General features: G+C 40.1%; 25 protein-coding genes. 12 read left to right on the top strand and 13 right to left on the bottom strand.

The window, feature by feature from the left end:
- The 4 genes from FTV25_RS06905 to FTV25_RS06890 all read left to right on the top strand — a co-directional run.
- The coding region (locus tag FTV25_RS06905) for an IS3 family transposase (RefSeq protein WP_180002610.1) at positions 1–900 on the top strand (900 nt) is incomplete at its 5' end.
- Between the two features lie 607 nt (positions 901–1,507).
- On the top strand, positions 1,508–1,705 hold the full coding sequence (locus FTV25_RS06900; protein WP_004780426.1) for a hypothetical protein: 198 nt from the start codon (positions 1,508–1,510) through the stop codon (positions 1,703–1,705).
- A 521-nt stretch (positions 1,706–2,226) separates the two neighbouring features.
- The gene (dapB, locus tag FTV25_RS06895; protein WP_180002611.1) at positions 2,227–3,048 is read left to right on the top strand and encodes a 4-hydroxy-tetrahydrodipicolinate reductase; all 822 of its coding nucleotides are present in this window, start codon (positions 2,227–2,229) and stop codon (positions 3,046–3,048) included.
- A 57-nt stretch (positions 3,049–3,105) separates the two neighbouring features.
- Positions 3,106–3,750 carry an START domain-containing protein gene (locus tag FTV25_RS06890; protein ID WP_180002612.1) on the top strand — a complete coding sequence of 215 codons (645 nt, stop codon included), beginning with the start codon at positions 3,106–3,108 and terminating at the stop codon, positions 3,748–3,750.
- Positions 3,751–3,803: 53 nt separating this feature from the next.
- On the opposite strand, the gene FTV25_RS06885 is transcribed toward FTV25_RS06890, so the two are convergent.
- On the bottom strand, positions 3,804–4,979 hold the full coding sequence (locus FTV25_RS06885; protein WP_180002613.1) for an MFS transporter: 1,176 nt from the start codon (positions 4,977–4,979) through the stop codon (positions 3,804–3,806).
- Positions 4,980–4,988: 9 nt separating this feature from the next.
- The gene (gene dkgB / locus FTV25_RS06880; protein WP_180002614.1) at positions 4,989–5,795 is read right to left on the bottom strand and encodes a 2,5-didehydrogluconate reductase DkgB; all 807 of its coding nucleotides are present in this window, start codon (positions 5,793–5,795) and stop codon (positions 4,989–4,991) included.
- A gap of 113 nt (positions 5,796–5,908) precedes the next feature.
- On the opposite strand from dkgB, the gene FTV25_RS06875 reads away from it, so the two are divergent.
- Positions 5,909–6,799, top strand: a complete 891-nt coding sequence (locus tag FTV25_RS06875) for a LysR family transcriptional regulator (protein WP_180002615.1) — start codon at positions 5,909–5,911, stop codon at positions 6,797–6,799.
- An 85-nt stretch (positions 6,800–6,884) separates the two neighbouring features.
- On the opposite strand, the gene FTV25_RS06870 is transcribed toward FTV25_RS06875, so the two are convergent.
- The 11 genes from FTV25_RS06870 to FTV25_RS06820 all read right to left on the bottom strand — a co-directional run bounded on the left by FTV25_RS06870 (position 6,885) and on the right by FTV25_RS06820 (position 17,202).
- Positions 6,885–7,907 carry an NAD(P)-dependent alcohol dehydrogenase gene (locus tag FTV25_RS06870; protein WP_180002616.1) on the bottom strand — a complete coding sequence of 341 codons (1,023 nt, stop codon included), beginning with the start codon at positions 7,905–7,907 and terminating at the stop codon, positions 6,885–6,887.
- Between the two features lie 4 nt (positions 7,908–7,911).
- Complete coding sequence (locus FTV25_RS06865) at positions 7,912–8,493, bottom strand: DNA-3-methyladenine glycosylase I (RefSeq protein WP_179992911.1); 582 nt, start codon at positions 8,491–8,493, stop codon at positions 7,912–7,914.
- A 21-nt stretch (positions 8,494–8,514) separates the two neighbouring features.
- Positions 8,515–8,760 carry a hypothetical protein gene (locus tag FTV25_RS06860; protein WP_004780440.1) on the bottom strand — a complete coding sequence of 82 codons (246 nt, stop codon included), beginning with the start codon at positions 8,758–8,760 and terminating at the stop codon, positions 8,515–8,517.
- Positions 8,761–8,775: 15 nt separating this feature from the next.
- Positions 8,776–9,279 (bottom strand): M23 family metallopeptidase, encoded by a 504-nt coding sequence (locus FTV25_RS06855; RefSeq protein ID WP_171431287.1) that lies wholly within the window; start codon positions 9,277–9,279, stop codon positions 8,776–8,778.
- A gap of 90 nt (positions 9,280–9,369) precedes the next feature.
- Entirely contained in the window at positions 9,370–10,398 is a 1,029-nt protein-coding gene (gene mutY, locus FTV25_RS06850) for an A/G-specific adenine glycosylase (protein ID WP_125279707.1), read from the bottom strand.
- 166 nt (positions 10,399–10,564) lie between these two features.
- Positions 10,565–10,924, bottom strand: coding sequence for an HIT family protein (locus FTV25_RS06845; RefSeq protein WP_005233203.1), 360 nt, complete (start codon positions 10,922–10,924; stop codon positions 10,565–10,567).
- A gap of 78 nt (positions 10,925–11,002) precedes the next feature.
- Complete coding sequence (locus FTV25_RS06840; RefSeq protein WP_159124503.1) at positions 11,003–11,737, bottom strand: dienelactone hydrolase family protein; 735 nt, start codon at positions 11,735–11,737, stop codon at positions 11,003–11,005.
- A 163-nt stretch (positions 11,738–11,900) separates the two neighbouring features.
- Positions 11,901–12,590, bottom strand: coding sequence for an FKBP-type peptidyl-prolyl cis-trans isomerase (locus tag FTV25_RS06835; RefSeq protein WP_005233205.1), 690 nt, complete (start codon positions 12,588–12,590; stop codon positions 11,901–11,903).
- A 48-nt stretch (positions 12,591–12,638) separates the two neighbouring features.
- Positions 12,639–13,343, bottom strand: a complete 705-nt coding sequence (locus FTV25_RS06830) for an FKBP-type peptidyl-prolyl cis-trans isomerase (protein WP_180002617.1) — start codon at positions 13,341–13,343, stop codon at positions 12,639–12,641.
- 168 nt (positions 13,344–13,511) lie between these two features.
- Positions 13,512–15,695: a polysaccharide biosynthesis tyrosine autokinase gene (locus FTV25_RS06825; protein WP_180002618.1), complete on the bottom strand. Its 2,184-nt coding sequence runs from the start codon at positions 15,693–15,695 to the stop codon at positions 13,512–13,514.
- A 430-nt stretch (positions 15,696–16,125) separates the two neighbouring features.
- Positions 16,126–17,202, bottom strand: coding sequence for a polysaccharide biosynthesis/export family protein (locus tag FTV25_RS06820; RefSeq protein WP_180002619.1), 1,077 nt, complete (start codon positions 17,200–17,202; stop codon positions 16,126–16,128).
- A 747-nt stretch (positions 17,203–17,949) separates the two neighbouring features.
- On the opposite strand from FTV25_RS06820, the gene rfbB reads away from it, so the two are divergent.
- From rfbB to FTV25_RS06785, 7 genes are all read left to right on the top strand, one after another.
- Positions 17,950–19,008, top strand: a complete 1,059-nt coding sequence (gene rfbB / locus FTV25_RS06815) for a dTDP-glucose 4,6-dehydratase (RefSeq protein WP_104427030.1) — start codon at positions 17,950–17,952, stop codon at positions 19,006–19,008.
- Positions 19,008–19,883: a glucose-1-phosphate thymidylyltransferase RfbA gene (gene rfbA / locus FTV25_RS06810; protein WP_104426847.1), complete on the top strand. Its 876-nt coding sequence runs from the start codon at positions 19,008–19,010 to the stop codon at positions 19,881–19,883. The genes rfbB and rfbA overlap by 1 nt, the downstream gene beginning before the upstream one ends.
- A 5-nt stretch (positions 19,884–19,888) precedes the next feature.
- Entirely contained in the window at positions 19,889–20,314 is a 426-nt protein-coding gene (locus FTV25_RS06805; RefSeq protein ID WP_180002620.1) for an FdtA/QdtA family cupin domain-containing protein, read from the top strand.
- 101 nt (positions 20,315–20,415) lie between these two features.
- A complete protein-coding gene (locus tag FTV25_RS06800; RefSeq protein WP_180002621.1) occupies positions 20,416–21,504 on the top strand; it encodes an acyltransferase in 1,089 nt (362 codons plus the stop codon).
- An 86-nt stretch (positions 21,505–21,590) separates the two neighbouring features.
- Positions 21,591–22,706, top strand: coding sequence for a DegT/DnrJ/EryC1/StrS aminotransferase family protein (locus tag FTV25_RS06795; protein ID WP_180002692.1), 1,116 nt, complete (start codon positions 21,591–21,593; stop codon positions 22,704–22,706).
- Positions 22,707–23,951: an O-antigen translocase gene (locus FTV25_RS06790; protein WP_180002622.1), complete on the top strand. Its 1,245-nt coding sequence runs from the start codon at positions 22,707–22,709 to the stop codon at positions 23,949–23,951. It begins immediately after the preceding gene.
- 15 nt (positions 23,952–23,966) lie between these two features.
- Positions 23,967–24,854: a glycosyltransferase gene (locus FTV25_RS06785; protein WP_180002694.1), complete on the top strand. Its 888-nt coding sequence runs from the start codon at positions 23,967–23,969 to the stop codon at positions 24,852–24,854.
- Positions 24,855–24,858: the final 4 nt, after the last annotated feature.

The following is a 24,858-nucleotide window of genomic DNA, read 5'->3' as shown; positions in this document are numbered from 1 at the left end:
AGCCTTGATTCAGAAGCAGAAAGAACAGGAAAAAGTCGAACAGCAACAGCTGCAAGATTCATATCTGAATTAAGGCAAAACTACCCACTAAAGCATGTGCTATGTGCAGCTAAGATGGCGCGTAGTACCTATTTCTATCATCAGAAGTCATCAAAACTCAATGATAAATACAGTGATTTAAAACAGCAAATCGAAGTGATCTATCATCAGCATAAAGGGCGTTATGGGTATCGCAGAATTACGCTTGCATTGAGAAATACAGGCTTGATCGTGAACCATAAGTGTGTACAGCGATTGATGATATCTATGAAGCTTAAATCACGTATTAGGGTTGTGAAATACCGTTCGTATAAAGGGCAAGTGGGTAAAATTGCAAACAATGTATTGCAGCGTCAATTCAAGGCTGAGCGACCTAATCAAAAATGGGTTACTGATGTGACTGAATTTAATATTCGGGGTGACAAGCTTTACTTATCTCCCGTCATGGACCTGTTTAACGGTGAAATCATTGCATTTCAAATGGAACATAGACCAGTATTTGGACTGGTCAAAGATATGCTTAAAGAAGCTATAGAGACACTCAATATAAATGAGAAGCCAATGATCCATTCTGATCAAGGTTGGCAATATCAAATGAGATTTTACCAGAAACAATTAGCAGAACGAGGGCTCACCCAAAGCATGTCACGTAAGGGGAATTGTTTAGATAATGCTGCTATGGAGAGTTTCTTTGGAATACTTAAATCTGAATGTTTCTATGGAGAAGAATTTAAATCAGTTGATGAATTGGAGCAAAAAGTGAAAGAATATATTCACTATTATAACCATGAGCGAATCAAGGTTAAATTAAAAGGACTGACCCCTGTAGAATACAGAAATCAGTTCTTAGAAATTGCCTAACTTACTGTCTAACTTTTGGGGGTCAGATCATCCTGCCGGGGTTTTTCGTATGGGTTCGCTGGGTATAACTCCTGTCGTACCTTACTGTCCTTCTGCTGATCTATTGTTATTCTTGTTTGGAACTTCCTGTTCCTGATGAATTCATCATAGGAAACTTCCAGTATTCTGAATAGCAGCAAAAGGCCGAGATTGATGTGAGCCAAAGCGTACAAAGAGTCTGGTTCTTACCTTAGCCAGACAGAGAAAAATACTTTGTCTTTTAAGACCTCATCATCAGGATATGAAGATCCTGAATTAATGATCTCATCATTTATTTAACTAATAAAATATTATGAATAATCTGGGATATTAAAAGAATTGTTACAAAAACTGGTTCCTATTAAATTTTTAGCAATTATGAGATTATTAAGAATTTGATATATAAAATTAATTTTTAGGCCGACAATCTTGCTAAATAGGAAGAATTTAGAAGGTTATTTAATCTATCAATTCCTCAAAACTTGCAGAACTTTTTCTAATTTGTAATCCTTGCGACCAAGGGTGTCTAGCTGAGCTAAGGCAGGTATTTGTTGTAGTCGGGCCGCTACAACTGATAACAGGTGCCTATATGTTTAATTTAAAGATTTTTAATAAGATCTCTACCGAAGTTTTGACCTTAAAAAATGACCTGGAGCTGAATTCCGAGATTCAACTCATCACTAAATATAAAACATCTATTTGTGAAGATTATAAAAAAGCGATTGTGTTGATCTTTAAAGAACGTGGATATACCAGCTTGGAAGTTGGTCAACTACTTGATGCTTGATCCTTAAACATTCCTAAATTTAAAAAAGTATGGATTTACACTTTCATTTACTCAAACAATCCATCGTGTTTCATCGAAAATAATGCCATGCGCTAAGGGCATATGCTTCAGTACGCGATGATGGGTATTTAGTTCAATATTGCTGAGGCAGTCAAACTGGAGTTTCAATATATTTTCCTTAAATGCAAATGATCTAAATATGAAAAATCAAGATCATACTTATTATGGAAAAATATTTTTATATTATAAAATTCAATTATTTATAATTAAAATCTAATTCTTATTAACTAGAATTTTTCTTTAAATGAGTTTATCTCTGACTAACTATTTAATCATTATTCCTCTAATGGAATTATTTTTCTTTTTACTCGTCCATAAACTATTGTTGATATGGACTGCATATCAAAATCCCTCATGACCTTCTTTAATTCTTTTCATTGATTTTTATGCGATCAATCTTAGTGTTATGAGCGAGTTTTGCTATAGTAAGAGCAATTTCGAATCAACATCAGGACTATGTTATGTCAGCGACACCACGCATTGGGATTTTAGGTGCAGGCGGCCGTATGGGACGCATCCTTATTCAGGCGGTGAAAGAAGCCGGTTACCAATTGGCAGCAGCTGTTGAGCGCCCTGAAAGCTCATTGATTGGCGCAGATGCCGGTGAACTGGCTGGCGTAGGGAGCTTGGGTGTAAAGGTTGTCGGCCATCTTGAAGAAGTGGTCAAAGACTGTGACGTGGTGATCGACTTTACTGCGCCTGCTGCGACGGTGAATCATCTTAAAATCTGCCGTGAAAATGGCGTTGCGATCGTGATTGGTACGACTGGTATGAATGACGAACAAAAAGCTTATCTGGAGGAATCTGCAAAAGAAACTCCAGTGGTCTATGCAGCGAACTATTCGGTTGGTGTGAACGTTTCGATCAAACTGCTAGAACTTGCCTCTAAAGTCTTTGGTGATACGGTCGATATTGAAGTGATCGAAGCACATCACCGTCATAAGGTAGATGCGCCATCAGGTACAGCTCTTATGATGGGTGAAGCGATTGCTGGAGCACTGGGTCGTGATCTGAAAAAAGATGCGGTGTATCATCGTGAAGGGCATACGGGTCCTCGTGAACGTAAAAGCATTGGTTTTCAGACCATTCGTGGCGGTGATATTGTCGGTGAACATACTGCAATGTTTATTGGCGAAGGCGAGCGTGTTGAAATTACGCATAAAGCCACCAACCGTATGAACTTTGCAGCGGGTGCCGTACGTGCCGCAGCTTGGGTCGTTGGTCGTGATGCACGTAAATATGACATGAAGGATGTACTTGGTTTTAACGATATTCAAGTATAAATTTTCGTCAAAATCCTATATAAAAATAACTTAAAACTAAAATAAGATGACAATGGAATGAAGAAATTAATATTAATGGCGTGTGCTGTAGCCTTTGCCGCTACAGCACAGTCGACCTCTGTGCAGAATGCCAAGCTCAGCATTAATAAAAATAATATTAAAGTCTGGACCTATCAGGATGAGCGTAATCCCGTTTTTCTCTATAAAGCCGAAACCACCTACAATGTCCCGATTGAGAATGCCGTTTCTCTGATTCTGGATGTTGATCATGCAGTGAAATGGGTGCCTTATATGGGCAGTATCAAGGTGCTGTCGCGTGATGATAAAAAAGGCGATTTCACCTTGTATATGGTGCTGGATTTTCCATTCCCTTTAAAAGACCGTGATCTGATTGTGCAGGGTAAAATGATTAAGGATGCCAATGGACAGATTACGATCAAGAATAAAGCGATTCAGACCGGTTATGCCCTAAATCCGAATTATGTACGTTTGACTGATTATCAGGGAGACTGGACCTTCCAGAAACTGGCGAATAACAAGGTTAAGGTATCGACTTATGGCTATGCCAATCCTGAAGGTTCGATTCCTTTAACCTTTGTGAATATGTTTGTGCAACAGCAGCCTTATCAGATGCTGCAAAAGATGAAAACCGAACTGGCTAAACCTGTGACAACGCCTGTTTTACCTGAAGCTTTACGCTAAATAGCTAATATAAAAAAGTCCGCATCAGGCGGACTTTTTTTATGAAGGAAATTTTAAGAGTATTGCTGCGCAGTCATATCTTGCTGTGGAGCCAGTTTCATTTGAATTAAAACCAGAAGCAAAGCAACAGCACTCAGACTAGCACCGGCAAATGAAACCGCACTATAGCTAAGTCCCAGATTTAGCACACTGGCACCCGCAGTTGCACCCAAAGCATTCCCAAGATTGAAAGCACCAATATTTACCGAAGAAGCCAGTCCAGGCGCATCATAAGCCACGGACATGACTCGCATCTGTAAAGGTGGAACTACGGCAAAGGCAGCAGCACCCCAGATGATTAATGCCAGACCTGCGCCAAGAGCTGTGCTTGCCAGAATCGGGAAGAGCAGCATCATCAGCATAAGCAAGATTAAAAAGCCAATCAGGGTTTTATTTAAGGATAAATCTGCAAACTTGCCACCCAGATGATTACCAATCGAGAAACCTACCCCGATCAACACCAGCATCAAAGTAATCAATGCAGGGGAAGCCTGAGTAAAACTTTGCAGACTCGGGGCAATATAAGTGTATAGGGCAAACATGGCCCCCGCACTCATCACGGTAGTCAATAAAGCTAAAACAACAGGCAGGCGGGTCAATACTTGTAGTTCTTGCCTTACATCTGGTTTCTGGCTGCTTTGGCCTTCAGGCAAGGCTTTCCATAAGGAGAACATGGTTAGCAAACCAAGCAGGGAAATACCCAGAAAAGCCATACGCCAGCCGATATGTTGTCCTATCCAGGTTGCCAGTGGCACCCCGCCAATATTGGCAATGGTCAGGCCCATAAACATCATGGCTACAGCGCTGGCCTGTTTATCTTTCGGAACGACACTGGCCGCGACAACCGAACCAATCCCGAAGAAAGCACCATGGTTCAGGCTGGTAATGATGCGTGCCCCCATCAGCCCCAGATAATTAGGCGCTAATGTCGCCAGAATATTACCAATCGTAAAAATCGCCATCAGTAAAATGAGAGACTTACGTTTGGAATAACGGCTTAACCAGAGGGTCATTAGTGGTGCACCCAACATCACCCCTAAGGCATAGGCACTGATCAGCATCCCGGCACGAGGAATCGAAATCTCTAGATCACGGGCGATTTCTGGCAGAAAACCCATTGGAGAAAATTCAGTGGTACCAATTGCAAAGGCACCAACCGCCAGTGCAAGCAAAGGAAAATTAACTTTCATGGTTTCTGTTTAATCCCAGATAGGCGCAAGCTGGTCCGGATCAACCTCACGGCCATTGCGCTCCAAGGTGCTGATCAAAGCCATTTCTTCTTGAGACAGTTGTATCTCCTGCGCTGCAAGATTGGCAAGCAGATGTTCACGTTTGGTTGAAGAAGGAATCACAGCAAAACCTTTTTGCAAGGCCCAAGCCAGTGCAATTTGTGCAGTCGAAGCCTGATGCTGTGCAGCAATTCCTTGCAGGACAGGATCATTCAGCACTTTGCCATAAGCTAGTGTCATATAAGAGGTGACATCAATCTTCTGAGATTGTAGGAAACTGACCAGACGCTGATTTTGCAGATAAGGACTGAGTTCAATCTGGTTGGTTACGATATGCTCTAGACCAATCGTATCAATGGCTTGTTGGGTCAGCTCAATATTGAAATTGGACACACCGATATGCTCAGTCAGACCTTGCTGTTTGGCTTCTAATAAAGTCTGCATCAGCTCAGGAATTTGAACGCCTAAACGAGGTGCAGGCCAGTGAATGAGCGTTAGATTGACTGCATCGGTACGTAGTTTATGCAGGCTTTCTTTGAGGCTTGGAATTAATTTGTCTGGTGCGTAATGATCTGTCCAGATTTTGGTGGTAATGAATAGCTCGTTACGATTAACTTGGCTTTCTGCAATAGCCTGACCCACTTCCGCTTCATTGGCATAAATCTGTGCCGTATCTACGGCGCGATAACCGACTTCCAGGGCTGTTTTGACTGAATCAATGACGGTCTGTCCAGACAGGCGAAAGGTACCAACACCAAATTGAGGAACAATATTCATAGCTTTAATCTTTAAGTATTTTCGATGTTGAGTATTTTGTGCTTTTTATTGTTGCGAAAAAATAGCTGAATTTGCAAAATATTATTGACCGAAAATCAATAAAAGAGTGACAAATGAAATCGACGATTGAAGAATTACAGGCTTTTGTCACTATTGTGGATAGTGGTTCTATTGTCATGGCGGCAGAGCGTTTGGGACAAACCACTTCGGGTGTCAGTCGGGCATTGCAACGTCTGGAAAATAAGTTAAATGTTACTCTTTTAGAAAGAACCACACGTAAGCTGAAACTGACTCAAGAAGGCCAGCTATTTCTAGAAAAGGCGCGCAAAATTCTCAATGATCTGGCAGAAGCTGAAGATGCCTTACTGAAATCAGATAGTGATACTTCAGGATTGATTCGGGTCGATTCAGCGACACCTTTTGTACTGCATGTAATCGTGCCGCTAATTCAGGAATTTATGCAGCGTTATCCCCACATCGAAATTGAACTAAATAATCATGATCAGGTGATTGATCTGCTGGAACATAAAACCGATGTCGCGATCCGCTTTGGAGAACTGCATGATTCCAGCCTGCATGCCAGATTATTATGCCGCAGCCGTTTGTATATTGTGGCCAGTCCTGAATATTTACAGCAGAAAGGCAGACCGCAATCAGTGGCAGATTTATCGGACCATACTTTACTGGGATTTAGTCAGCCTACGCATCTGAATACCTGGCCGGTTCGACTGAATGGCGAACCTATCACTGTAAAGCCAAAGATTCGAGCACCCAATGGGGAAACTGTCCGTCAATTAGCTTTATACGGGGTAGGTATTACCTGTCTGTCACGCTTTCTGGTCGAGGACGATTTGCAGGCGGGTCGTTTACAGGCGTTATTTGAAGATCAGATTGAGCTACATTATCAAAAAATTCATGCAGTCTATTACCGTCAGGAGCATCTGCCTAAACGGGTACATCTATTTATTGAATTTCTGGCTCAGAAGCTGGCTAAATATTTATAAACCAATTATATGTAAATATAGCCATAAAAAATCTGCCCTAACATGATGCTAGGGCAGATCTAGATTTACTGATGATTAGTAAAAATTAGAAATCGGCTTTCAGTACAATCCGGTAACGGGCTTTGCCTGAGTGCAGACGTTCAATCGCAGCATTAATTTCCGACATGGGGAACAGTTCAATCTGTGGCGCAATATTTTTACGTGCCGCAAATTTTAGTAATTGACGTAAAGCTGCTGGTGAACCTGTCGGCGAGCCAGTCACAGATTTAGCACCACCAATCAGTGAACCTGCAGAAATTTGCATGGGTTCCAATGATAAGCCCAGCATATGTACAGTACCATTTGGTGCCAGTGTTGATAAATAAGCCTGCCAGTCTAGTGTGACATTGACAGTACTCATTAATAGGTCAAATTTACCACGAAGCGGTTTAAGCGCTGCTGGGTCACGACTATTCACTACATGGTCTGCACCCATGGCTTTCAGCTCATCGGTTTTATCCAGATTTGAAGTAAAGGCGGTAATTTCACAACCCCACGCTTTCAACAGCTTGATCGCCATATGTCCCAAACCGCCAATACCAATGACACCGACGTGGTGAATGGCCTGAATCTGATGTTTTAGAATCGGGTCAAATACAGTAATCCCGCCACAGAGCAGGGGGCCAGCACTTTCTGGGTCCAGATCTTCGGGTAAGGGAATTGCCCATTGCCAGCCAGCACGGACTTTATCTGCAAAACCGCCTGCATGACCGACGATGGTTGCAACCTGACCACCGGTACACAGCACTTGCTGGCCTGAAATACAAGGATCGCAATGTTGGCAGCTTTCCGCAGTCCAGCCAATACCGACACGTTGACCTACTTTTAGACCTTTGGCTTCAGAACCCAGTTGTGTAATGGTTCCAATGACTTCATGTCCGGCCACCACAGGATAGACCGAAGATCCCCAGTCATTATTGAGTACTGAAATATCAGAATGGCATAGGCCGCAGTATTCAACTTTCACTTCGACCTGATACGGCTGAAGTTCACCTGCATCAAATTGATAAGGTTCCAGAGCAGCACCGGCAGACATTGCGGCATAGGCTTGAATAGTATTAGTGGACATAGATTCAGCTCTTATTTGAATGGGAGGATATTGTTTTAAAGTGACAGTGATTTTCATGGTCATCGACCATGCCAACTGCCTGCATAAAGGCATAACAGATCGTAGGACCGACAAACTTAAAGCCTGCTTTTTTTAAGGCTTTGGACATGTTCTGGCTTTCAATGGTTTGTGCTGGAGCCTGACGATAATCTGCAACATCATTATTTAACCGGGGCTGATGGGCAAAGGACCACAACCATGTGACCACATCAATTTCTTGAGATTTAAGCTGTTGCCAGGTCCGGGCATTATCACGAATCGCAGTTAGTTTACCGATATGCCGAATTAGACTAGCATCTTGCAGTTTTGCGGTGAGTTGCTCATCTGTAAAAGAAGCAATCGTTTCAATCGAATATTGAAAGAAATGTTTGCGATAAGATTCACGTTTTCTGAGTACGGTAATCCAGGCTAAACCGGCCTGTTGGCCTTCCAGACACAGCATTTCAAATAGGCGTTTTTCATCATGCAGCGCCTGTCCCCATTCCTGATCATGGTAAGCAGTATACAGAGAATCATCAGAGCACCAGCCACAGCGTTGGATCGTCAAGGGATGCTCCTTTTGATTATCTTATAATTTAAATGTCGTCCACTGATCTTGCTGATTATCCCAGTAGGAGAGTTCTGCCTGCTGCAGATCGCTGAACTGGATCCACATATCCTTACCACTTTTGTCGGCATAACCGGTACTGATCAGAAGCGCCTCTTCGGTAATTTCCATGATCCAGCCCTGATAGGTCTGGCCATTGAGCACGATTTTCTGTTGATTGCCTGATTCAGCAAATTCGACCAGACGGTTGATCAACGCTTCTGACATGTAAACTTCCTAAAATTAACGTAAATATGGATAAGGGTTAACAACACCACGGCCCTTACCATTTAAATAGAGACCATAATGCAGATGTGGCGCAGTATGCCGGGCATTGCCAGTATTACCGACATAACCAATGACATCGCCCTTTTTGACATAGTCACCAACTTTCAGGCCACGCTTATGACCATCCAGATGTGCATAATAATGCCAGGCACCACCTGGACCCAGAATCCAGACTACTTTACCACCCAAATTGTTATTCCGTAAATCCGCGATCAGACCAGGCGTCGCACTACGAACCTTGGTTCCACGTGGAGCCAGAATATCAATGCCCTCATGCAAACGGCCACTACTACGCGAAGCTCCCCAAGTATCTTTCAATTCACGAGCCTGAACCCGATCTACCGGAATTGGCAGAGAAGAGGGCATACGCATATGATTCAGTTTTTTGACCAGTGCCGGATTAAGTTGAACCGCAGAAGGATGTTTCGGTGCGCTACTACACGCCACCAGAAATAACATCACCAAAGAAAGCCCGACAAACGCAAGAGAATGGCGCAAAATATTTATCCTTAAATGAGGCCAGTATGATTCTTCTTGTTCCAGACTATGTCATAAATTTACGGTAGAAATCAATTTTTTCATGGCGGTTGGAATACCTGCATTGACCGCAGTTTCCGGGTTCATCCAGAAGCCCTGTAACTCAATCGCCAGATGTTCCTGCTGATCTGCATCGACTGCAAAAACCATGGCTTCAAGCTGCCAGGTAAAATGGGTGAAACTGTGGCTGATCTGGATCTTTTGTACGAGATTTTTCAGACCCAGTTGCTGGCACAGTTGTTCAAATGTATGAGTGTCTTCAATAATTGGCAGACACCAAAGCCCGCCCCAAAGACCACTATTAGGACGTTGCTGCCATAGCCATTCATCACCTGACTGGATCAACAGCACTTGAGCTGCTTTGACCGGTACCGGCTTTTTGGCTTTTTTAAAGGGCAATTCATTTTCCAGACCCTGTTGATGTGCCTTGCAATGTTGCTGCATTGGACAATACAGGCATAAAGGCTTTTTCGGAGTACAGACGGTCGCACCGAGATCCATAATCGCCTGGGTATAGTCATGATTCCGTTCAACCGGGCAAAGCTGTTCAGCAAGCTCCCACAAGGCACGTTCATGAACCGGTTTAGACAGATCATCTTCGATCGCAAAAAATCGTGCCAGCACCCGTTTGACATTACCATCCATGATCACGCCGTACTGACGTAAACCCAAAGACATTAAGGCTCCCGCGGTTGAGCGGCCAATGCCGGGCAGGGCGATCCATTCTTCTAGGCTCGTCGGGAAATGCCCCTGCCTTGCTACAATACCGGCTGCCTTATGCAAATTGCGGGCACGAGCATAATAGCCCAGCCCAGCCCAATAGGGTGCGACTTCATCCCAAGAAGCTGTACCTAAGTCCTGTACTGTCGGAAAACGTTGAATAAACCGCTCAAAATATTGCAGCACGGTTTTGACCTGAGTCTGCTGTAGCATGATTTCAGAGACCCAGACCTTATAGGGATCATCAGCCACTTGCCACGGCAAATCATGACGGCCATGCACATCAAACCATTCTAAAAGGGCATCTGAAAATACAAACATGAAGATAGAACAAACTGGAAAACGAGGCCTAGTATAACTGAAGAGACCCAGCTAAAAGATGAAAAGTCTGCTAAAACAGCAAGACTGAAAAAGAGTAAAAATGAATAAATGGAAGGGACAAGTGAACACTTCGAAAAGCATTCACTCGGGAAAAAAATTTAAATTCTTATTCTTCAATGCCCCAGCGTGCATCCAGCTTTAATACCTTGCCTTCATAACGTGGGATAATATGAATGTGTAAATGTTCTGATTTTTCCTGAAATACTTCGCCATCATTAAACCCGACATGAAAACCGGAAGGCTGATAGCGTAATTGCAATTCATTACGAGCCTGTTCAAGTAAGGACATCATGCTCTTACGTTCTTTATCTGTGATTTCAAAAAATGACGCCACATGACGTAATGGAGTAACTACATAATGTCCTTTGGACAGGGAGTTGGGTTCAGGTAACACGACAGCAAAATCATTTTTAGCCAGAATATCGTATTCGTCAAAATTACAGTACGGGCAGTTATTTTCAGTCATGATATTGGCTCCTTTCATTGAATTTATTTTTTCATGTATGACCCAGCTCGATCATGAGCCGGATCAATTTATCTGTTATTAGGCGAGTTGTCGTGCTAGTAATTCATACATGGCAGCCAAACTTTGTTTCTCTGCTTCAGCATTGTAGCCCAGATCGACACCATTGGCCTTGGCGCGCTCATCCGCCAGCGGGTTACTGAATCCATGCTTGGCATTTTCAAATACAATCACATTATGCTCGACCTTAGCCGCCTGCATTTCTTCTTTAAAGCTGGCGACATCATCCAGGCTCACCATACTGTCCTTTTCGCCATGTAGGACCAGAATTTCTGCCTGTACTTGGCCTTCCTGTGCAGGTGCTTTAGGAGACAGGTTGGCATGGAAAGTAGCCACAGCTTTTAACGGTGCATTTGAGCGAGCCAGATCCAGAGCCACTTTACCGCCGTAGCAGAAACCAATTGCCGCCAGTTTTTCCGGATTGACTTCATCCTGTGCCGCCAAAGTATCTAAAGCAGCTTTCGCACGGTTCACAATGGTGTCCGGATCTTCAAACGTCTGCATCATCCATTGATAGGCTTGATCAGAGTTGGTGGTCACTTTCTTGTCACCATACATATCAATTGCCAGCGCGGCATAACCATGTTCCGCCAGTTCACGGGCACGCTGTTCAGTATAGTCATTGCGGCCCCACCATTCGGGTGCCACGATAACACCGGCTACAGGTGCATCAGTTTCTGGTGCGGCAAAATAACCAATCAAAGTGCTGCCATCCTGCGCAGTATATTGAATTTCGCGGGTCTTGATTGCTGCCATGCTGAAGTCCTCTATTGTTGTTGAATATTTTGATTAAACTATAAAATAGCAAAACTGCTATGAATATACATGAAAAGCTCCAACTAATTCGTTTCTCATCAGTACAAAAAAAGAGAGGCAAATAATTTGCCTCTCTTTTTAACTTTTACAATTAAAGGAATTTTTATTTAATAATTTCCAGTAATTCGATATCAAAAATCAGGGTACTATTTGGTTCAATGATATCTCCCGAACCAATCTGTCCATAGGCCAGATCAGCGGGGATAAAGAAGCGGTATTTAGCACCGACTTTCATCAGCTGTAAGCCTTCTGTCCAGCCAGTAATCACTTGGGTGGTACGGAAATCGACTGGCTGCTGGCGGGCAATCGAACTGTCAAAAACGGTACCATCAATCAGGCGACCTTCATAATGCACACGGACATTACTGTTAGCACTTGGTGATTTCCCTTTACCTTCTTTCAGTACCAGGTATTGCAGACCAGATTTGGTAGTTTTAACGCCTGGCTTTTTCGCATTTTCCTGCAAGAATGCTTTGCCAGCTTTGGCATTTTCTTCAGCTTTCTGTTTCAGCACAATCAGTTCTTTGGCATCACTTTGACGTTTATACTGAGTCAGCACTTGGGTCATTTCTTCATCGCTTAAACTGGATTTTTGTCCAGCAGCGGCTGTCTTTAAGCCCTGGCTAAATGCATCTAAATCAAGATCCTTTAAAGTGTCTGCATTACTGCGACCCATCAGATAACCAAAGCTGTAACCAATCTTCTCAGCTTCACTACTTGTATTATTGATCTCTTTAGCAAAAAGGCTGCCTGAACTGAGCAGCAAAACCATTAAACTGATTTGTATTTTCATTATCAATTCTCAAAAATAAAGGAGAGCTGGTCGCTCTCCCTATTTGTATTATTTTACTTCGATTAATTCCACATCAAAAATCAAAGTGCTATGCGGAGGAATCGTACCAGGGACACCCTGTTCACCATAACCCAGATTTGACGGAATATATAGAGTTGCCTTACCGCCTTCTTTCATCAGCTGCAGACCTTCAGTCCAGCCTGGAATGACTTGATTTAATGGAAACTCGATCGGTTCACCGCGTTCTACTGAACTGTCAAATACAGTGCCATCTACCAGTTTACCAGTGTAATGTACTTTCACAATTGAAGAGGCTTTTGGCTGTTTACCTGTACCTTCTTTCGTGACTTGGTACTGTAAGCCGGAAGCAGTTGTTTTAATACCTGCTTTTTTCGCATTTTCAGTCAGGAAAGTATCACTTGAAGCTTGAGCCTGTTTTGCACTATCAAGCTGCTTTTTTTGCATTTCTTTCTGGAACTGCTCATAAGCTGCCTGTAATTCTTCTTCCGTATAGGCAGGTGCAGAACGCGCATGTCCTTCACGTACACCGGTCACAAAACTGTTAATGTCCAGCTCAGGAGGAGTCTGATGCGCCACTTCATAACCGAGTGCATAGCTGATTTTAGAGACAGCAGAGGCATCTTTAGATGCTTTTGTAGTTTGAGTAGCAGGGTTTTGAGTTGCATAGTAAACAGGTACTAGCGCGGCACCGCCTAAAAGAACAGCGACGGCAATCGGTAAGGCCTTACTCATGTATTTGTCCAATCTAATGTTATCGTTGAGGTTCAGTCCATCTTAGCAGAAAATTTTAAGAAATCTTGTAGAACGGGTGGTTTTTTAGCAAGTGAATACCTGCATTTGGTACGACTCAAAAAAGAAAAAACCAGCAATGATTGCTGGTTTTTTTTAGGAGCTATTAGATTAGCTGGTTTTGGCTTTCGGCTTATAACTATATGTATAATCATAGCTATAGCTGCCACCTGCTGAACGCTGGATATCGTTCAGGATCAGACCATTGACAGTACTGCCAGCCTGTTTAAAGCGGTTTACTGTAAGTGCCAGTTCCTTCATCTGGGTTTTTGCATAGCGTGCTACAACCAGATTAAGTCCGACGTATCGGGAAACAATAATCGCATCCGTAACAGCCAGTACCGGTGGAGTATCAATAATAATATGGTCATAGTGTGGAATCAGTTTTTGCAACAACTCCTGGAAGCGTTCTGAATTCAGAAGCTCAGCTGGATTAGTTGCATTTTCACCACAGCTAATGACATTTAAGTTCGGCACATTGGTGGTTTGTACCACTTTATCCAAAGACACGTGTTCATTCAGATATTCAGTTAATCCATACTGGTTATCCAGATTAAAATATTTGTGTATATGACCACGGCGCAGGTCTGCATCAATGATCAGTACACGCTTATTTTTCTCTGCCATGATGACGGCCAGATTGCTGGCAACAAAAGATTTTCCAACTTTTGGTGCTGGACCTGAAATCATCATGATATTGTTTTTGGCCTGAGTCAGAGCAAAGTGGCTCGCTGTACGAATGCTTCTTAAGCTTTCAACTGCCATATCATCACTGTGTTTCAATGCCAATAAGAAAGGCATTTTTTTCTTTTTCAGTAATTTCAGGCCAGGCTTCTGAACAGTAGAATGAGCGATATTGGCATAGACTGGCAGGTCTAACTGATATTCGATCTGACTGCTATCTTTCACACCAGAACGTAGCATGTTACGGAACAATGCCACCAGGATGCCCAGGAAAATACCAAAGCAGAAGGTTAAAAATAAAATCAGAGGCTGTTTTTGTTGAATCTGGTCAACTGGCTCAAGTGCGGTATCAATAATATGAACATTACCGCTTTCACCTGCTTTAGCAACACGCAGTTGCTGATAAGAATTTACCAGATTGGTATACAGTTGCTGTTTCACTTCAACGTCACGAGACAGTTGTAAATACTGGCGTTGAATCTCTGGAATATTTTTAAGTGTTGAATTCAATTCACGAATCTTGCCATTCACTACGCGAAGTTGGGCCGTAATTTCACGCATGGCTGGATGGGCAGCTGCATACTTGGCACCTATTTCTGCCTGTCTCTGTTCAAGTAGGGCTCTTTGTGATTCTAAATTAACACTTTGATTTAAATATAATTCTGATTCTCTGGTGATATCAACGGTATTATATTTTTGGCGGAAGCGATTGAAGGCAAATTCTGCATCATCAAGCTGTTTCCTTAAATCCGGCAATTGTTCATCCAGGAAAGCCAGTGTTCGTGCAGTGTCTGTCGAACGGCGTGTAATATTATGCTGGCTGTAAACTGCTAAAATCGTATTCAGGACTTTAGTGATGTGCTGTTTATCTTGACCTTGATAGCGAAGTTGCAAAACGCCGCTCAGATCACCTTTTTCTGTAATCGTATAATTGGCAAGAATAGAATCGATCGCTGAAGGCAATGAGAGCTTTTTCACCTGATAACTGTTATCGAGATTATCTTGAGTAAAGATGGCAATTTTCCAGTCGCCCTGTGCAGCTTTAGCCTCAACCGGCTGGTTTAGTGCGCCTTGAAAGACGATTTCTTCGGTCAGTGGATTGATCAGGCTAAAGCTCTGTTGTTGAAATTTCAGCAGCAGATTTTTATCCAGATAGGCTACAGGGACGTCAAACTGACGGATATCAAAACTTTTTTGACCATCCTTAAAGCGTACGGTTTCGGTCTGATATTCAGTTTGAGAAGTTCTGCCTTGAATCAAACGGTTAATAAAAGAGTCTTCAGTGCTGGCAATATGCAGATCCAGATTTAAACGGTCAATTACGGATTCGAGAATCGTACGTGATTTTAAAACCTCAATCTCGGCATTGGATGAAGACATCTGACTCACAATGCTGGATAGGCTACCAAGTAAAGCAGCTGATGAGCCTCTACTTTCTTCGACCTGGACGATTGCATCAACCTTATAGTTAATTGCTGCGGTACGTATGTAAAGCAGCACTACAATCAGGCTGAGCAAACCACATAGCAGGATGAGCTTCCATTGCGCGAGCAGGGAAAAGAACACCCCTTTTAGGTCAATCATATTATCGGTATTGTTATTTTTGTTCATAATTTTACTATCTAAAAGTTTAAAAGTGATTTTTCCAGTCGCTGATGCCATTTTGAATTAACTCAAAAAAGACTGCATCAATGACTTGCTGCCCTGCGAGAAAGGATTCTCAATATTCTGTTTTTTATCCTCTCTGGGTATGTCGAGTCCGCTAAAGACCAGACATTCTGATTCTGATCAGAATAATGTTGTCTTTCATCTAATCTGTTTCATATCTGGTTTTCGGGCACCATGGAGTTACAGATGAAGTCCATGGAGGAATTAAAAATAGTGTTTTTATTAGTACTAACAGTCATTATTTAGTTGATCCAGCCTTATAGATTTAATCTGAAAGTACGGATAGATCTTATAAATAAATGTTTATTCACTAATTGATGATTAACATGTCCAAAACAGATTGCTAAAAGATTTTTAATTTTCATACTTTCACCTATCGTATAGCTGAACCAGCGACATATGAAAATGGAAGAATCTGACTCACTACGCGTTCCCAACGGGTCAGACCAGTAGCATCAACATAGACAATATCGTTACTATTCATCTTGAACTGTTTAGCCAGACCAAAATCTCCCAGATTTTTTAGACTTAAGTGATAGATTTCAGTCATCTTGTTGTCAGAATTGCCACGCAAGACATAAATTCGACTCGGATTGGCAGAATATGGATTAATACCTTCGCTTTCACCCAGTACATCGGCGAGTGTCATGCCCTGGTCACGGATAGGTAATGGTTTATTGGTGCCGGCTTCACCCATGACATAGATTTTCTGGTTTTCCCGAGGACTGATATACAGGGTGTCATTGGGTTGAATCAGTAGCTTATGTAAGGAATAACCCGCTTTTTCCAAAGCAATCGTGTTCAGATCATAGGTCACACCTTGGCGTACGAGCTGGATTGAAGTGGAATCACCTTGTTCATTAATCCCGCCAGCCAGGCCCAGCGCCGTATACACACTTACCGGCTGGTCAGTCAGGTAAAATTGTCCAGCTGATTTCACATTCCCTACTACTGAATAACGCTGTCCCTGATAGGAAATTACTCTCACGACCACATCCGGGTTATTCAAATAAGGAATCAACAGACGTCGCACTTCCTGATTCACTTGTGGAAGGGTTTTTCCGGCTGCTTTATAACGATTGATGAATGGAAACTGGATATAACCATTCCGGTCTATCTGATAACCATTATTATTGTCGCTTGCTGTAGGAATGGCACTAATTTCAGGATAAGCCCATAACTGGAAAGATAAAATATCTCCTGGATTTAAGCGGTAATCCTGCACCTCAGTCTGAAATAGTGGAGCATAATGACTGAGATTATGCGTTTGCGCAGACTGTACTACAGGTAATGTATCCTGAGTCAGTTTCACCAGATTGACTGGAGTTCCCAGTTCAGTTTGATAGATTCCTTCTGTCGGTAAATCATACGTTTGAAAGCCGGATGTTGCTGCACATCCAACCAGAGATAGGCTTAAGGTAAAAGTACCTAAAAGGTGTCTATAGTTCACTTGAAACCCCTTTATTTTTATATGTTCAGAATTGGTATTTATTAATAATTATTAATTTTTTTGAATTCGGTTTATGTGATTAACGTCTAAAAAATATAATAGATCACATGCCTTGTCTATAGCTATTCTTAAGTCAATTTAATAAGTCTGAGCTGGAATTTAACTGTAAGATTGACGAAAATAGACGTGAAACCGTGATTAAATAAGCTGTAGAGATATAGTGAATTGCTTAAGATGACATAAGAATATTAATTGTTTCCAATTGTTATTTTTTAAATAAGTACTATTCTCTAGTGATAGAAGGAATTAAGGTCTGAAATTAATATAGAAAAGTATTTTCATATAATTTTTATCTAATCTAGAGGTTTTTTAGATCATTGATTTTTCTTAATATTCAATTATATTTTAATAGATTTTAAAATACTTTATTTTTATAGTAATCAAAATAATCTATTGTTAATTAAAATAATATTTAATTGGGTTTGATGATTGTTAAATTAATATTAGTGGAAAATTATCTGAAAACTTGAAGCCTATATAAGATGGATTAAGTTTAAAAAAAATTATCCGGATTTTTAAAATGTAACTACATTTGATGATTAGCTGTTCTATGGGTAGTTTGTGTAATAAAATTAATATATCTTATAGACAAATCAATAAAAACAGACGTGCCTAGACGGCACCAATACATTAAAAATAATTTGTGAAAAGTAAAATAAAAAATATTAAAGGATAATCAAAATGGTGATGAATATATTGGTAACCGGTGGGGCCGGTTTTATTGGATCTGCCGTCATTCGGCATCTCATTAACGAGACTGAACATCATGTATTAAATGTTGATAAGTTAACTTATGCAGGTAATCTGGAGTCACTTATTTCTGTATCGGATCATCCCCGTTATCAATTTACGCAAACTGATATTTGCGACCATGTATCTTTAACCCGATTATTTTTAGAGTTTCAGCCAGATATCGTCATGCATCTGGCTGCAGAGTCTCATGTGGACCGTTCGATTGATGGTCCGGCAGAATTTATTAATACAAACATTGTGGGAACTTACACCTTATTGGAAGTAGCACGAAAGTATTGGCAAAATCTATCTACGATTAAAAAGTCTAGATTCAAGTTCCATCATATTTCAACGGATGAAGTATATGGAGACTTAGAAGGTACAACAGACTTATTTACTGAAACTACGCCTTATTTACCAAGCTCACCTTATTCAGCAAGTAAAGCCAGTTCGGATCATTTGGTTCGGGCTTGGCATAGAACCTACGGTTTGCCAGTCGTAATCACGAACTGTTCAAATAATTATGGTCCTTATCACTTTCCTGAAAAATTGATTCCTTTAATGATCTTAAATGCCCTGGATGGTAAGTCATTGCCGGTTTATGGCAATGGTCAACAGATCCGGGACTGGCTTTTTGTAGAAGATCATGCGCGTGCTTTATATCAGGTTGCAACCGAAGGCATCGTGGGAGAAACCTACAATATCGGGGGGCATAATGAAAAACAGAATATTGAGGTGGTTAAAACCATCTGCAAAATTCTGGATGAGCTCAAGCCTCGTCTGGAGGGAAAAACTTATACAAGCCTCATTACTTTTGTTAACGATCGGCCAGGTCATGATTTGCGTTATGCGATTGATGCTTCAAAAATCGAGCGCGAACTGGGTTGGAAGCCACAAGAGTCCTTTGAAACAGGTATCCGGAAAACGGTGCAATGGTATCTGAATAATCTGGAATGGTGTCAGCGTGTTCAGGATGGTTCTTATCAGCGTGAACGTTTAGGGGAGGCAGTATAATGTTAAGAACAACAAAAGGGATTATCTTGGCAGGTGGCTCAGGTACACGTTTGCATCCTATTACCAAAGGAATCTCAAAACAGTTACTTCCGATTTATGACAAACCAATGGTTTATTACCCCTTATCGGTATTAATGTTGGCCGGTATTCGTGAAGTCCTAGTGATCAGTACGCCGGAAGATATTGAAGGGTTTAAGCGCTTATTAGGGGATGGTTCGCAATTTGGCATGGAGCTGAGTTATGCGATCCAGCCTCGTCCTGATGGTCTGGCACAAGCCTTTATCCTGGGTGAAAAATTTATCGGTCAAAGCAATGTATGTCTGGTACTAGGCGATAATATTTTTTATGGCCAAGGTTTTACACCGATGTTACGTCAGGCCGCAGCACGACAAAAAGGTGCAACAGTATTTGGCTATCAGGTGAAAGATCCTGAACGCTTTGGTGTCGTAGAGTTCGATGAACAGCAACGGGTAATCTCAATCGAAGAAAAGCCCCAAAATCCAAAATCTAACTTTGCGGTGACAGGTTTATATTTTTATGACAATGATGTCATCCAGATTGCCAAACAGGTCAAACCCTCAGAACGGGGTGAGCTGGAAATTACCTCAATTAACCAGGCTTATCTGGAACGTGGTGACCTAAATGTTGAACTTCTGGGACGTGGATTTGCCTGGTTAGATACAGGTACCCAGGGTAGTTTGCTTGAAGCGGCTCAATTTGTTGAAACCCTCGAAAGACGTCAAGGTTATAAAGTTGCTTGTCTAGAAGAAATCGCCTTGAACAATGGCTGGTTGAGTAAAGAGCAAGTTTTAGCGATTGGTCATACCATGCATAAGAATGGCTACGGTCAATATCTGATTTCTTTGGTGGGGTAATGAGCATGAACTTAATTAAGTGGATTGAATTACCTAACCTGGGAGATCACCGCGGCAGTCTGGTCGTCGCAGAAGCCAATCGGAATATACCCTTCAGTATACAGCGACTTTATTATATTGCTGGCGCTCAACCTGATGTTCCACGCGGATTCCATGCACATAAGCAACTTCAACAGATTGCTTTTGGAATTCAAGGTAGCTGTAAAATGCTGATGGATAATGGCAAAGAAAAACAGGAAGTTTTGATTGCTCAGTCTAATAAGGGATTATTAATCCCACCTATGGTTTGGCATGAGATGCATGATTTTTCAGAAGATTGCATCCTATTAGTACTGGCAAGTGATTACTATGATGAAAGTGATTACATTCGTAATTATGACCAGTTTCTAAAAGAAGTAGATCAGACTTTGGTTGAGCAGATCACTAAATAATAAAATTAAAGTTAATTCATTAGAATGAAGGCCTTGCAAAAGAATAAGCTTCAGAAGATAGAATTAAAAAAATAATAATAAATATTAAGGAGATATATGACGTGATTAAGCCGCTTACATCATTGCGTATGTTTTTCGCACTTTTTGTTTTTCTGAGTCATTTGGCTTTTCTAAAAGAAACAGATTATGCCAATATTTTTAATAGTATCTTTGACGAAGGCTTTTTAGGAGTCAGCTTTTTCTTCATTTTGAGTGGATTTATCTTAGCTTACAATTATAAAGAAAAGTTTTTAATTGGAAATATTTCAAAAAGAGAATTTTATATTTCTCGTCTAGCTAGAATATATCCCGTACATATTGCTACAACAGCCCTAGTATTCTTATTAACCTTTGCTCAGTCTGGCAAGGGGTGGGAATATTTAATCCAGCATGTTTTTCTGATACAAAGCTTTTTTACATCAGAAGAGATCCATTTCTCATTGAATTCTCCGTCCTGGAGTATCTCTGATGAAATGTTCTTCTACCTGCTGTTTCCATTTGCATTTTTAATTTCTGAAAAAATAAGAAGTTATATTTTTATATTCTATCTTATAGGTATTTTGATTCTAAATATTCAGCTTGATAAAAATCAGGATCACTATTGGTTATATATTTCACCATATGTGCGTTTTTCTGACTTCTTACTGGGTATTATCCTATTTGATATTTTTGAAAAATTTAAAGTGGGCTATTCCAAAATTAAGCAACCTATAATTATATTTGAATTAGGAGCTATTTTACTTTTTATTTTATTCTTTGTATTTCATAATAAAATAGATATAAGTTACAGGTATTCAATTTACTATTGGTTGCCTATGGCAGCAATTATTTTAATTTTTGCACTGTCTCATGTTGCTCAGAAAAAAAGTATAATTACCCATTTTTTGTCAAATAAATATATGGTGTTAGCAGGGGAAATCAGTTTTTCTTTTTACTTACTGCATGTTTTGGAAATACAGGTTTTAAATTATATAAGAAAAATATTTTCATTGAATATGGACTTAATGCTGTTTTCCTTTTTTATATTTATTGTCACTCTAATCGCTAGCTTTTTAATGTATAGGTTTATTGAAAAACCACTAAATAAGAAAGTAAAACAATTTTTATTGGAGCCAAGCTTTAAATCTAAAGGTTATGAACTAAATAAATAGGATTGTATTTAAATACTATAGGTATATTAATTTTAATTAATATGAGATTAAAAATAAATATAAATTTTTATATGAGATTGATAAGAATGATTCCTTTTCTTGATCTGAAAGCGATAAATACTCAATACCGTGATCAACTGATTGCAGCTTGCACTCAGGTAATCGACTCTGGTTGGTATATCTGTGGCAAAGAATTAGAAGAATTTGAGTATAATTTTGCAAATTATTGTGGAACACGATATGCCATAGGTGTTGCTAATGGCTTGGATGCGCTTATTTTAACGCTACGCGCATGGAAAGAATTAGGAAAACTCCATGAAGGAGATGAGGTCATTGTCCCGTCAAATACCTATATTGCAAGTATCTTAGCTATTTCACAGAATAATCTGAAACCGGTACTGGTTGAACCGGATATAACGACTTTTAATATTGATACCCAGAAAATTGAGACAGCCATAACTCCAAAAACAAAGGTAATTTTGCCTGTGCATTTATATGGACAGCTCGCTGCAATGCCAGAAATTATGGCCATTGCCAAAAAATATAACTTGCTGGTTTTAGAAGATTCGGCCCAAGGTCATGGTGCTGAAATAAATGGTCAAAAAGCAGGAAATTGGGGAGATGCTGCAGGTTTCAGTTTTTATCCTGGTAAAAACTTAGGCGCACTCGGTGATGGAGGAGCAATTACCACCAACGATGCTGAGTTAGCGCAGATGCTTAAAGCTATACGTAATTATGGTTCACATGAAAAATATAAAAACCTGGTACCAGGTGTAAATAGTCGTCTTGATGAAATTCAGGCTGCCATCCTGAATGTGAAACTTAAATTTTTAGATCAGGAGAATCAGCATCGTCGGCACATTGCAGATCTGTATTTAAAAGAAATTCATAATCCCGCAATTGAGCTCCCGTGCAAAAATATAGATACCGAGACTTATGCTCAACATGTCTGGCATTTATTTGTGATCAGAACAAAATATCGGGAAAAATTACAACAATATTTAGCAGAAAACGGAGTACAGACACTCATTCATTATCCAATTCCACCTCATCAGCAGCAGGCTTATCAGGAATGGAATGGCTTAAGTTTTCCAGTTTCAGAACAGATTCATGCGGAGGTCCTAAGCTTACCGATTGGACCCACTTTATCTATGGATGAAGCAAAGCAGGTTGTTCGGTTATGTAATGGTTTTCAGGCATAGATGAATCTATTTAGGACCAGCGTACTGAATGGTGTAGCAGTTTTGATTAAGACCATCACCATGTTTGTACTGAATAAAATTCTGGCTGTATATCTAGGACCCACTGGATATGCAGCGATCGGCCAATTCCAGAATTTTATTCAAATGGTGACGACCTTTGCTGGCAGTGCCATTAATACTGCAGTAGTTAAATATACGGCTGAATATCATGAAGATGAGACTAAACAACGTGCAGTCTGGAAAACAGCAGGGAGTATTGTTTTTCTATTTAGTTTCGTTTTTGCGATTCTCATACTTATTTTTCAAAAGCAGCTGGCATTATATATATTTCAATCACTTAAGTACCAAACGATTTTTATATGGTTTGCCATTTTTTTAATATTTTTCAATTTTAATACGCTATTTTTAGCCATATTGAATGGGAAAAAAGAAATTTTAAAGCTGGTGCTTGCAAATATTGCCGGTAGTTTATTTGCACTTGTGATCACTGGTGTTTTGGCAATCAAGTTGCAGTTATATGGGGCTTTAATTGCATTATCCATCTATCAGTCAATTGCATTTATAGTGACATTAATACTCTGTCATAGAGCAGACTGGTTTGAGTTTTCCTCTCTATTAGGAAAAATAGACTTAGGAATTACCAAAAAGTTTGCTTCGTTTATTCTTATGGCATTAGTCAGTGCGATCTGTGTGCCGCTATCGCAAATGTTAATTCGGGCTTACTTAACCCAAGAATTTAGCCTGGCTTATGCGGGCTATTGGGAGGCGATGATCCGTCTAAGCACAGTATATCTTTTGCTCGTAACCACTACATTAGGTGTGTATTACTTGCCGCGCTTATCAGAACTCAATGCAATTGATGAAATTAAGAAAGAGGTCTATTTAGGCTATAAGTTTATTTTTCCACTTGCTGTTGTAGGTGGAATTTGTGTTTTCATACTACGTGATTGGATTATCAAATTATTATTTAGTCCATCTTTTGCCCCTATGCAGGATTTATTTCTTTGGCAAATGATGGGAGATGCCTTGAAGATAGGAAGCTGGATACTGGCTTATTTAATGCTCAGCAAAGCAATGACTAAACTCTATATTTGTACAGAGATTATATTTACAGTGTCTCTCATTGCTTTAACTTATATATGTACTCAAGTGTTTGGTTTCGAAGGTGTTTCTATTGCTCATCTCATAAATTATGGGCTGTATTGGATCGTAATCAGTTTATTTATATTTAAACAATTAAAATAAAGAGGGAATAATATGATGATAAGTGAACAACCCTTAGTCTCTATAGTTATACCAAGTTATAATCATGAAAGGTTTATACGTGATAGCATCAAGAGTGTCATTGACCAGTCTTATCAGAATATTGAGTTAATTATTATTGATGATGGATCTACAGATGCTTCAGTAGAAAAAATACAAGAATTAATTCCATTATGTGAAAAACGGTTTACCCGATTTGAGTTTAGACATCGTCCAAATAAGGGCTTAAGCACAACTCTAAATGAAGCATTAGAATGGGCACAGGGGGAATATTTTTCCTCCCTTGCTTCTGATGATATAATCTTAAAAGATAAAATAAAAATACAAACCAAATTTCTAAGCCAGAATAAGAACTGTATAGCTGTATTTGGAGGAGTATCAATTATTGATAATGATTCTAATCTTGTGAAAAATAGAGTTAAAAAAAGAAAAAGTTATACCTTCGACCAGATTTTATTGTTAGAACATGATTTGCCCGCTACTACACAACTTATTCGTACTCAAGCTTTAAAAAAAATAGGTGGCTACAATGCAGAAGTACAAATAGAAGACTGGTATATGTGGCTGCTTTTAGCGCAAGAAGGGGAGTTATGCTATCTTCCTGTGCTTTTTGCAAAGTATAGGTTGCATGACAATAATATGCATAAGCAAACGACTCTTATGCACGATTCAAGAATGATGATTCTAAGTGAATATCAGAATCATATTTTATTTAATAAAGCAAAAAAGAGAGCTTTGTGGATTAATGCATTTGAATTAGGGCTATTATCTAAAAAGAAATCATTAGAAAAGATGATAAAAATTTTAAAAGAATATCCTACAGAAATTTTAACATATGATTTTTTTAGATTTTTTTATTGGCTCTTAATAAAAAAAGATTTTTAATAAT

It is taken from the genome of Acinetobacter sp. YH12249 (genome assembly GCF_013417475.1).
Lineage (GTDB): Bacteria > Pseudomonadota > Gammaproteobacteria > Pseudomonadales > Moraxellaceae > Acinetobacter.
Note: the sequence above shows the minus strand (reverse complement) of the source record. Positions and strands in the feature narration are given on the sequence as shown.

Excerpts from the sequence above, each read along its gene's own strand:
- FTV25_RS06845 (WP_005233203.1), bottom strand. The coding sequence starts at position 10,924 with ATGACTGAAAATAACTGCCCGTACTGTAATTTTGACGAATACGATATT.
- FTV25_RS06840 (WP_159124503.1), bottom strand. The coding sequence starts at position 11,737 with ATGGCAGCAATCAAGACCCGCGAAATTCAATATACTGCGCAGGATGGC.
- FTV25_RS06900 (WP_004780426.1), top strand. The coding sequence starts at position 1,508 with ATGTTTAATTTAAAGATTTTTAATAAGATCTCTACCGAAGTTTTGACC.
- FTV25_RS06795 (WP_180002692.1), top strand. The coding sequence starts at position 21,591 with ATGATTCCTTTTCTTGATCTGAAAGCGATAAATACTCAATACCGTGAT.
- FTV25_RS06835 (WP_005233205.1), bottom strand. The coding sequence starts at position 12,590 with ATGAAAATACAAATCAGTTTAATGGTTTTGCTGCTCAGTTCAGGCAGC.
- FTV25_RS06825 (WP_180002618.1), bottom strand. The coding sequence starts at position 15,695 with ATGAACAAAAATAACAATACCGATAATATGATTGACCTAAAAGGGGTG.
- FTV25_RS06890 (WP_180002612.1), top strand. The coding sequence starts at position 3,106 with ATGAAGAAATTAATATTAATGGCGTGTGCTGTAGCCTTTGCCGCTACA.
- FTV25_RS06870 (WP_180002616.1), bottom strand. The coding sequence starts at position 7,907 with ATGTCCACTAATACTATTCAAGCCTATGCCGCAATGTCTGCCGGTGCT.
- FTV25_RS06785 (WP_180002694.1), top strand. The coding sequence starts at position 23,967 with ATGATAAGTGAACAACCCTTAGTCTCTATAGTTATACCAAGTTATAAT.
- dkgB (WP_180002614.1), bottom strand. The coding sequence starts at position 5,795 with ATGAATATTGTTCCTCAATTTGGTGTTGGTACCTTTCGCCTGTCTGGA.
- FTV25_RS06805 (WP_180002620.1), top strand. The coding sequence starts at position 19,889 with ATGAACTTAATTAAGTGGATTGAATTACCTAACCTGGGAGATCACCGC.
- FTV25_RS06885 (WP_180002613.1), bottom strand. The coding sequence starts at position 4,979 with ATGAAAGTTAATTTTCCTTTGCTTGCACTGGCGGTTGGTGCCTTTGCA.
- mutY (WP_125279707.1), bottom strand. The coding sequence starts at position 10,398 with ATGTTTGTATTTTCAGATGCCCTTTTAGAATGGTTTGATGTGCATGGC.
- FTV25_RS06830 (WP_180002617.1), bottom strand. The coding sequence starts at position 13,343 with ATGAGTAAGGCCTTACCGATTGCCGTCGCTGTTCTTTTAGGCGGTGCC.
- FTV25_RS06875 (WP_180002615.1), top strand. The coding sequence starts at position 5,909 with ATGAAATCGACGATTGAAGAATTACAGGCTTTTGTCACTATTGTGGAT.
- dapB (WP_180002611.1), top strand. The coding sequence starts at position 2,227 with ATGTCAGCGACACCACGCATTGGGATTTTAGGTGCAGGCGGCCGTATG.
- FTV25_RS06860 (WP_004780440.1), bottom strand. The coding sequence starts at position 8,760 with ATGTCAGAAGCGTTGATCAACCGTCTGGTCGAATTTGCTGAATCAGGC.
- rfbB (WP_104427030.1), top strand. The coding sequence starts at position 17,950 with ATGAATATATTGGTAACCGGTGGGGCCGGTTTTATTGGATCTGCCGTC.
- rfbA (WP_104426847.1), top strand. The coding sequence starts at position 19,008 with ATGTTAAGAACAACAAAAGGGATTATCTTGGCAGGTGGCTCAGGTACA.
- FTV25_RS06790 (WP_180002622.1), top strand. The coding sequence starts at position 22,707 with ATGAATCTATTTAGGACCAGCGTACTGAATGGTGTAGCAGTTTTGATT.
- FTV25_RS06855 (WP_171431287.1), bottom strand. The coding sequence starts at position 9,279 with ATGTTATTTCTGGTGGCGTGTAGTAGCGCACCGAAACATCCTTCTGCG.